The sequence below is a fragment of the Tardiphaga sp. genome (genome assembly GCF_028290495.1).
Taxonomy (GTDB): Bacteria; Pseudomonadota; Alphaproteobacteria; order Rhizobiales; family Xanthobacteraceae; genus Tardiphaga.
On the sequence record NZ_JAQGJT010000066.1, the window covers coordinates 1 to 7,894 of the forward strand.

Here is a 7,894-nt window from a genome sequence, read left to right on the forward strand (position 1 = left end):
TCGCAAGCGCATCGCCGTGCACGAGATCGAGAAGATGGGCCGCAAGGCGGTGGATTCCAACGAGCTGTTCATCGCGGACTTCGAGATTCCGGCAGAAGATCGCATCGGCGAGGAGGGACGCGGTTTCGAATACATTCTGCACGGCATGAATCCGGAAAGAATCCTGATCGCGGCCGAAGCGGTGGGCCTCGGCAAGCTGGCGCTGTCGCGTGCCGCGGCCTATGCCAAGACCCGCATCGTGTTCAATCGTCCGATCGGAAAGAACCAGGCGATCCAGCATCCGCTTGCAAAAAACTGGATGGAGCTGGAAGCGGCGTGGCTGATGACGCTGTCGGCGGGATGGCAATACGATCAGGGCATGCCCTGTGGCCCGGCGGCCAACGCCGCAAAGTACCTCGCGGGCGAAGCCGGTTTTCAGGCTTGCGAACAGGCGGTGATGACCCATGGCGGCTTCGGCTATGCCAAGGAATTTCACGTCGAGCGTTACTTACGCGAATCCCTGATTCCGCGCATCGCGCCGATCAGCCCGCAACTGATCCTCAGTTTCATTGCCGAGAAAGTGCTCGGCCTGCCGAAGTCGTATTGATGATGGTGCAAAACCCCGAACCGTCATTCCGGGGCGCGCGTTCTTCACGCGCGAGCCCGGAATCCATAACCACGATCGGCGGTTATGGATTCCGGGCCTGCGCCCAAGAGGGCGCATCCCGGAATGACGAAAGAGTGTGAGCATGAGCTTCATCACGGGCGTCGGCCTCACATCGTTCGGCAGGCATGAGGGCGCCTCCACGCTCGACCTGATGAGCCGCGCGGCCGAGCTTGCAATTGCCGATGCCGGGCTGCAGCGCGACGAGATCGACGGCGTGCTGTGCGGCTATTCCACGGTGCAGCCGCATATCATGCTGGCCACGGTGTTCGCCGAGCATTTTGGCATCACGCCGTGCTACGCTCACGCGGTGCAGGTGGGCGGCGCGACGGGTCTCGCAATGACCATGCTGGCTCACATCATCGTGCAAGCCGGCATGGCAAAGCATGTGCTGGTGGTGTCCGGCGAGAACCGCCTTACCGGGCAGAGCCGCGACGCCGCCATCCAGGCGCTGGCGCAGGTCGGCCATCCTTCGTACGAGATGCCGCTGGGGCCGACCATTCCCGCCTATTACGGGCTCGTCGCATCGCGCTATATGCATGAGTACAAGATTACGGAAGAAGACCTTGCCGAGTTCGCGGTGCTGATGCGCAGTCACGCCGCCGACCATCCCGGCGCGCAGTTTCGCGACAGGATCAGCGTTGCCGACGTCATGGCCTCAAAGCCGGTGGCGTCGCCGCTGAAATTGCTGGACTGCTGCCCGGTGTCGGACGGCGGCGCGGCGTTCGTCATCAGCCGCGAGCGGACCGGCGAGACCGGCGTGCGCATTCGCGGCTGCGCGCAGGCGCACACCCACCAGTACGTCACCACGATCCCCGACTTCGACAGGATGGGCGCCGCGATATCCCTGCAGCGCGCGAGCGCCCAATCGGGCCTGTCCATCGCCGATGTGCGCTATGCCGGCATCTACGACAGCTTTACCATTACGCTAGCCATGCTGCTGGAAGAACTTGGCCTCGCCGGCCGTGGCGAGGCGGCGGCGCGCGTGCGTAGCGGTTATTTCAGCCGCGACGGCGCGGTGCCACTCAACACCCATGGCGGCTTGCTGAGCTACGGCCATTGCGGCGTGGGCGGCGCGATGGCGCACCTGGTCGAAATGCAGCTGCAGATGACCGGCCGGGCCGGCGGTCGACAGGTAAAAGACGCCGGAATCGCGCTGCTGCATGGCGACGGCGGCGTGCTGTCGTCGCATGTCAGCATGTTTCTGGAGCGGGTGCGATGAAGCCGACTGAAGACTGGACCACCGGCATGGAGGCGATCAGCTTCCAGTGCTGCGCTGCCTGCAACCACGTGCAGTATTTCCGCCGCGCCTTTTGTGCGGCCTGCGGCGCGCCGGACCCGGTCGATAAAACCGCCAGCGGGCAGGGCACCGTCTATGCGACGTCGCTGGTGCTGCGCGCGGGCACGCCGGAGGCGCGCGAGCACGTGCCCTACAACATCGTTCTGATCGACACCGCCGAAGGCTTTCGCATGATGGCCCACGGCGCCAACGACCTCGCCATCGGCGACAAGGTGGCCGCGCGCTACGCGCGCTTCACCGGCCGCCTCGTTCCCTATTTTGAAAGGACCTCCGCATGAGCCGTCTTCGCGCTGCCCTCGATCCGAAATCCGTCGCCATCATCGGCGCCTCCGAGAACCCCAACAAGGTCGGCGGCCGTCCGGTGCATTATCTCCAGAAGTTCGGCTTCAAGGGCAAGATCTACCCGATCAACCCCACGCGCACGGAGATCCAGGGCGAAAAATGCTATCCGAGCCTGGCGGATCTGCCGGAAGCCCCGGAGATGGTGATCGTCGCGATCGCCGGCGACAGCGCCATCGCCGCGGTGGAAGACTGCGCAGCTGCCGGCGTCAAGATCGCGGTGGTGATGGCGTCCGGCTTCGGCGAGGTCGATGCGATCGAGGGCAAGGCGAAGGAGCGCCGCATGGTCGCCGCCGCCCACAAGGCCGGCATGCGCATCGTCGGGCCGAACTCGCAAGGCCTCGCCAATTTCGGCACCGGCGCGATCGCCTCGTTTTCCACGATGTTCATGGAGTTCGACCGCGTTGAGGGCCATGTCGCGATGCTCAGCCAGAGCGGCGCGTTGTCCACCGTGCCGGTTGGCTTCCTCAATCCGCGCGGCATCGGCGTGCGCCACAGCCACGCCACCGGCAACGACGCCGACATCACCGTCGGCGAGTTGGCGATTGCGGTCGCCGAGGACACCCAGGTCAAGCTGATGCTGCTCTATCTCGAGAGCATTCCCGAGAAGAAGTACCTCGAAGAACTCGCGGCCATCGCGCTGGACCGCGACCTGCCGATCATCGCGCTGAAATCCGGCCGATCCGAAGCCGGCCGCGCGGCCGCGCAGTCGCATACCGGCGCGCTGGCCAACGAGGATCGCGTAGTGGATGCGTTCTTCGAGCATCACGGCATCTGGCGCGCCCCAGATATGCGCGGCCTCGTCGAGGCGACCGAACTCTACCTGAAGGGCTGGAAGCCGAAGGGCAGGCGTCTCGTCGCGATCAGCAATTCCGGCGCGGTCTGCGTGATGACGGCGGATGCCGCCACCACGGTAGGCATGCCGATGGCGAAATTGTCCGAGGCGACCGACAAGAAGCTTAAGGGCATCCTGCCGAGCTTCGCCACCACCACCAATCCGATCGACCTCACCGCTGCGCTATTATCGAACAGCCGGCTGTTCGGCGACATCTTGCCGGTCATCGCGGAGGATCCCGACGCCGATGCCTTCGTGATCGGCGTGCCCGTGGCAGGCCCCGGTTATGACGTGCCGGCCTTTGCGCGCGATTCTGCAGCCTTTGCGGCGCAGACCGGTAAGCCCTTGGTGGTCGCCGCGACGCAGCCGAGTGTCGCGAAAGAGTTTCAGGCGCAGGGCGTCTCGGTGTTTCCGACCGAGGTCGAGGCCGTCACGGCCTTGCATCAGTTCCTCGCGCACCGCGAATTGATGGCGCGCACGCATGAGCGCCGCGCGACCCGCGGCAAATCCGACGCGCTGATCCCGACCGACGGCGCCACCATCATGCTGAATGAGGCCGACAGCCTGGCGCTGCTGGCCGCGCGCGGCATTCCCGTGGTGCCGTACCGTCTCTGCCATTCCCGCGCCGAAGCGATCGCCGCCTTCGCGGCGATCGGCGGTCCGGTGGTGGTAAAGGGCTGCTCGGCCGATATCGCGCACAAATCCGAGCTTGGTCTGGTCAGGCTGAAAATCAATTCGCGCGAGGAAGCCGGCGAGGTCTATGCCGAGATGGAGGCCATCATCCGCAAGCACGGTTCGCGCTTCGACGGCGTGATCGTCGCCGCGATGGCCGGCGGTCGCCGCGAGATCATGATCGGGGCGCACCGTGATCCCGTGTTCGGCCCGGTGGTCGCGGTCGGCGACGGTGGAAAATATGTCGAAGTGTTCAAGGACACCACGCTGCTGCTCCCGCCGTTCTCGCAGGACGATGCCAAAGAGGCGCTGCGCAAGCTGCGCATCGCGCCGTTGTTTGAAGGCGTGCGCGGCGAACCGCCGATGGATCTGGACGCGCTGAGCGCCGCCGTGGTCAAGATCGGCGAATTGATGCGCGACGCTTCGGCGAAGGTGATGAGCATCGACCTCAACCCGGTCATGCTCGACAGCGAGGGCAAAGGCTGCGTCGTAGTGGATGCGGTGGTGTTTCAGGGAGAATAGGGCCAGCCACCCCGACTGTCATCGCCCGGCCAGGCGCGCAATTGCGCGCTTGGACCGGGCGACCCGGTATTCTTTGTCGTCGGTCATCTGCAATGACCGCCAGCGTTTACTGGATCTCCGCTTCGCGGGGTTGACAGCCGGTGGTGATGTTTAGAACGTCACCACGCCGCGGATCGATTTGCCGGTCTTCATCAGATCGAAGCCCTTGTTGATGTCGGACAGCGGCATCACGTGGGTGATCATCGGGTCGATCTGGATCTTGCCCTGCATGTACCAGTCGACGATCTTCGGCACGTCGGTACGCCCGCGCGCGCCGCCGAACGCCGAGCCCTTCCAGACCCGCCCGGTCACCAGCTGGAACGGACGCGTGGAGATCTCCGCGCCAGCTGGCGCCACGCCGATTACGATCGACTGACCCCAGCCGCGGTGGCAGGCTTCCAGCGCCTGCCGCATCACCGTGACATTGCCGGTGCAGTCGAAGGTGTAATCGGCGCCGCCGATCTGGTCTGCACCCTGCTTGGTCATGTTGACGAGATAGGGGACGAGGTCCTTGCCGTGGTCGTTCGGGTTGACGAAATGCGTCATGCCGAACCGTTCGCCCCATTCCTTGCGGTCGTTGTTGAGGTCGACGCCGATGATCATGTCGGCGCCGGCCAGCCGCAGGCCCTGCAGCACGTTGAGGCCGATGCCGCCCAGACCGAACACGATTGCCTTGGCGCCTTGCTCGACCTTGGCGGTGTTGATCACCGCGCCGATCCCGGTCGTGACGCCGCAGCCGATGTAGCAGACCTTGTCGAATGGCGCGTCTTCGCGGATCTTGGCGACGGCGATTTCCGGCAGCACGGTGAAATTGGCGAAGGTCGATGTGCCCATATAATGATGCAGCGGCTTGCCCCCCATCGAGAAGCGCGACGTGCCGTCCGGCATCAGGCCCTGGCCCTGGGTGGCGCGGATCGAGGTGCAAAGATTGGTCTTGCGCGACAGGCAGGACGGGCACTGCCGGCACTCCGGCGTATAGAGCGGGATGACGTGGTCGCCGGGCTTCACCGATGTGACGCCGCGACCGATCTCGACGACGACACCGGCGCCTTCATGGCCGAGGATGGCGGGGAACAGGCCTTCCGGATCGGCGCCCGACAAAGTGAACTCATCGGTGTGGCAAATGCCGGTAGCCTTGATCTCGATCATGACCTCGCCATCGCGCGGTCCTTCGAGTTGAACGGTGGTGATCTCCAGCGGCTTGCCGGCAGCAATGGCAACGGCGGCTCGAACATCCATGGCGTATCCTCATCTTCGGTTTTGGTATGTGCTGCGCAGCAAGTGGCCCCGCGCAATTCTTTATTGCCGCCTAGCATAGGATCGGGCAATTCAGTCGGCAAATGAAACATGCTCTTCCGACTATTGCCGCGCGCGCGACCCCGGTGGTTTTCGTATTGCTGTGGAGCACCGGCTTCATCGCCACCAAATATGTGCTGACCGGGGCAGAACCACTGACCTATCTCACGGTCCGCATGGCGCTCGCGGTGGCGATCATGGCGATGGTGGTTGCCATCGTGCGACCGCGTTGGCCGGACCGTGCCGGCGTCGGCCACTCCATCGTTGCCGGCATCCTGGTGCAGGGCTTCTATCTCGCCGGCACGGTGCTCGCGGTGGCGCATTCGGTGCCAGTCGGATTGTCGGCGCTGATCCCCGGCCTGCAGCCGGTGCTGACCTCGACATTGGCGAGCCGCTTTCTCGGCGAGCGCGTGACGCCGCTGCAATGGGGCGGGCTGATGCTTGGTCTCGTCGGCGTCGGTTTGATCCTGCATGGCCGGCCGATATCGGGCGATGCCGGCTGGGGCTGGTTCGCTTCCGCAGCATCATTGGTCAGCATCACGCTGGGCACGCTGTACCAGAAGCGATTCTGCGGCGGCATCGACTGGCGCACCGGCAGCCTGATCCAGCAGATCGCCGCCCTCTTGCTGCTCGGCCTCGGCGCCTTTGCGCTAGAGACCAACACCATCCATTGGACCACGGGGTTCGTGCTGTCGGTGACGTGGCTCGCAGTGGTGCTGTCGATCGGCACGGTCGGGCTGTTGTACTGGCTGTTGCGGCGGCAGGCGTCGAGCCAGGTGGCCAGCCTGTTCTATCTGGTGCCGGCAGTGACGGCCCTGATGGCCTACATCCTGTTCGGCGAGACGCTCGATGCCGTCGCCATCGTCGGCATGGTCGCCTGCGGCGCTGCGGTGCTGCTGGTCAACCGCGCGCGGGCCTGAATTCCGGGCAAGAAAAAGCCTCCGGGCTTGGACCCGGAGGCTTTCACTTCACAGCGAGCTGTGAGGTCTTACTTCTTGGACTTCTTCGCAACCTTCTTGGCCTTCTTCGGAGCGGCCTTCTTGGCCTTCTTCGGAGCTGCCTTCTTCACGGCCTTCTTGACGGTCTTCTTGGCGGCCTTCTTGACGGTCTTGGCGGCCTTCGGAGCCTTCTTCGCGGTCTTCTTCACTGCTTTTGCCACTGTCTTTTTCACTTTCTTTGCTGTTTTCTTCGCCGAGGTTTTCTTGGCCGAAGATTTCTTGGTGGACTTCTTCACGGCTTTCTTTGCCGCGGGCTTCTTCGCCGCTTTCTTGGTGGTGGCCTTGCGGACCTTCTTCACCAAGGAAGTGGCGGCTTCTTTTGTCGCATCGGCAGCGCTGCTGAGAGCGTCTGTCATCTGCTCCAAAATCGGTGTGTCGTCTTTCATCTTATCCCCCAAAGGTTATTGATTCTCTGACGATAGTCCGATTCGTGTCTCAGATGAAGTGTGAGCGACGTGTAGTCAACTGTTTCGTGTCGATGCGTACGCTTTCAACGCGCGCTCGCGACCGACTTTGTGCTCGATGATCGGCATCGGATAGCTCTTGCCGAGCGTGACGCCGGCGACGCCAAGCTCTAGCGGGCTAGCGTTCCACGGCTGATGGATGAACTTCGACGGCATCGCTTTCAGCTCCGGCACCCAGCGTCGAACGTAGACTCCATCGGGATCAAATTTTTCTCCCTGAAGGATCGGATTGAAGACGCGGAAGTAGGGCGCGGCATCGGCGCCGCAGCCCGCGACCCATTGCCAGTTGGCCGGATTGCTGCCGGCGTCGGCATCGACCAGCGTATCCCAGAACCACTTTTCGCCTTCGCGCCAGTCGATCAGCAGGTGCTTCACGAGGAAGGAAGCGACCACCATGCGGACGCGATTGTGCATCACGCCGGTGTGCCAGAGCTCGCGCATGCCGGCGTCGATCAGCGGATAGCCGGTCTGGCCGCGCTGCCAGGCGCGCAGCGCCGTGCGGTCGGTCTTCCACGGAAACGCGTCGAAGGAGGGCTGCAGATTGCGCTCCGCAAGGTCAGGCAGGTCGAACAAGAGGTGCCGGCAGAACTCGCGCCAGCCGATCTCGCTGAGGAATTTGCCGATGTCGCTGCCGAGATCGGGATGCTCGGCGGCGGCGAAGCGCGCCGCGAACCAGATCTGCCGCGGGCTGATCTCGCCGAACCGGAGATGCGGCGAAAGCTGCGAGGTACCTTCGCGGTCTGGCCGGTCGCGCTCATCGGAATAGCCGGCGACGCCGGCCTTGAG

At 64.0% G+C, this 7,894-nt stretch carries 8 protein-coding genes; 5 read left to right on the top strand and 3 right to left on the bottom strand.

All coding sequences use genetic code 11. From position 1 onward, the window contains the following. From JWQ24_RS12470 to JWQ24_RS12485, 4 genes are all read left to right on the top strand, one after another. Positions 1-586: acyl-CoA dehydrogenase family protein (locus tag JWQ24_RS12470; RefSeq protein WP_299808067.1), on the top strand; the 586-nt coding region annotated here is incomplete at its 5' end. Between the two features lie 142 nt (positions 587-728). Next, the gene (locus tag JWQ24_RS12475; RefSeq protein WP_299808069.1) at positions 729-1,865 is read left to right on the top strand and encodes a thiolase family protein; all 1,137 of its coding nucleotides are present in this window, start codon (positions 729-731) and stop codon (positions 1,863-1,865) included. Then, positions 1,862-2,221, top strand: coding sequence for an OB-fold domain-containing protein (locus JWQ24_RS12480; protein ID WP_299808071.1), 360 nt, complete (start codon positions 1,862-1,864; stop codon positions 2,219-2,221). The genes JWQ24_RS12475 and JWQ24_RS12480 overlap by 4 nt, the downstream gene beginning before the upstream one ends. After that, positions 2,218-4,311, top strand: coding sequence for an acetate--CoA ligase family protein (locus tag JWQ24_RS12485; RefSeq protein ID WP_299808073.1), 2,094 nt, complete (start codon positions 2,218-2,220; stop codon positions 4,309-4,311). The genes JWQ24_RS12480 and JWQ24_RS12485 overlap by 4 nt, the downstream gene beginning before the upstream one ends. Positions 4,312-4,461: 150 nt before the next feature. Here JWQ24_RS12485 and JWQ24_RS12490 read toward each other — a convergent pair whose 3' ends face one another. Then, positions 4,462-5,589 (bottom strand): S-(hydroxymethyl)glutathione dehydrogenase/class III alcohol dehydrogenase, encoded by a 1,128-nt coding sequence (locus tag JWQ24_RS12490; RefSeq protein WP_299808075.1) that lies wholly within the window; start codon positions 5,587-5,589, stop codon positions 4,462-4,464. 101 nt (positions 5,590-5,690) lie between these two features. Between JWQ24_RS12490 and JWQ24_RS12495 the strand changes: the two genes are divergently transcribed. Continuing rightward, a complete protein-coding gene (locus tag JWQ24_RS12495) occupies positions 5,691-6,566 on the top strand; it encodes a DMT family transporter (protein ID WP_299808077.1) in 876 nt (291 codons plus the stop codon). 68 nt (positions 6,567-6,634) lie between these two features. On the opposite strand, the gene JWQ24_RS12500 is transcribed toward JWQ24_RS12495, so the two are convergent. After that, positions 6,635-7,000, bottom strand: coding sequence for a hypothetical protein (locus JWQ24_RS12500; RefSeq protein ID WP_299808079.1), 366 nt, complete (start codon positions 6,998-7,000; stop codon positions 6,635-6,637). Between the two features lie 105 nt (positions 7,001-7,105). Then, a partial coding sequence (locus JWQ24_RS12505; RefSeq protein ID WP_299808081.1) for an FAD-binding domain-containing protein occupies positions 7,106-7,894 on the bottom strand: 789 nt, incomplete at its 5' end.

What these genes read in the sequence shown, in the direction of transcription:
- JWQ24_RS12480 (WP_299808071.1), top strand. Translation starts at nt 1,862, where the DNA reads ATGAAGCCGACTGAAGACTGGACCACCGGCATGGAGGCGATCAGCTTC.
- JWQ24_RS12475 (WP_299808069.1), top strand. Translation starts at nt 729, where the DNA reads ATGAGCTTCATCACGGGCGTCGGCCTCACATCGTTCGGCAGGCATGAG.
- JWQ24_RS12485 (WP_299808073.1), top strand. Translation starts at nt 2,218, where the DNA reads ATGAGCCGTCTTCGCGCTGCCCTCGATCCGAAATCCGTCGCCATCATC.
- JWQ24_RS12490 (WP_299808075.1), bottom strand. Translation starts at nt 5,589, where the DNA reads ATGGATGTTCGAGCCGCCGTTGCCATTGCTGCCGGCAAGCCGCTGGAG.
- JWQ24_RS12495 (WP_299808077.1), top strand. Translation starts at nt 5,691, where the DNA reads ATGAAACATGCTCTTCCGACTATTGCCGCGCGCGCGACCCCGGTGGTT.
- JWQ24_RS12500 (WP_299808079.1), bottom strand. Translation starts at nt 7,000, where the DNA reads ATGACAGACGCTCTCAGCAGCGCTGCCGATGCGACAAAAGAAGCCGCC.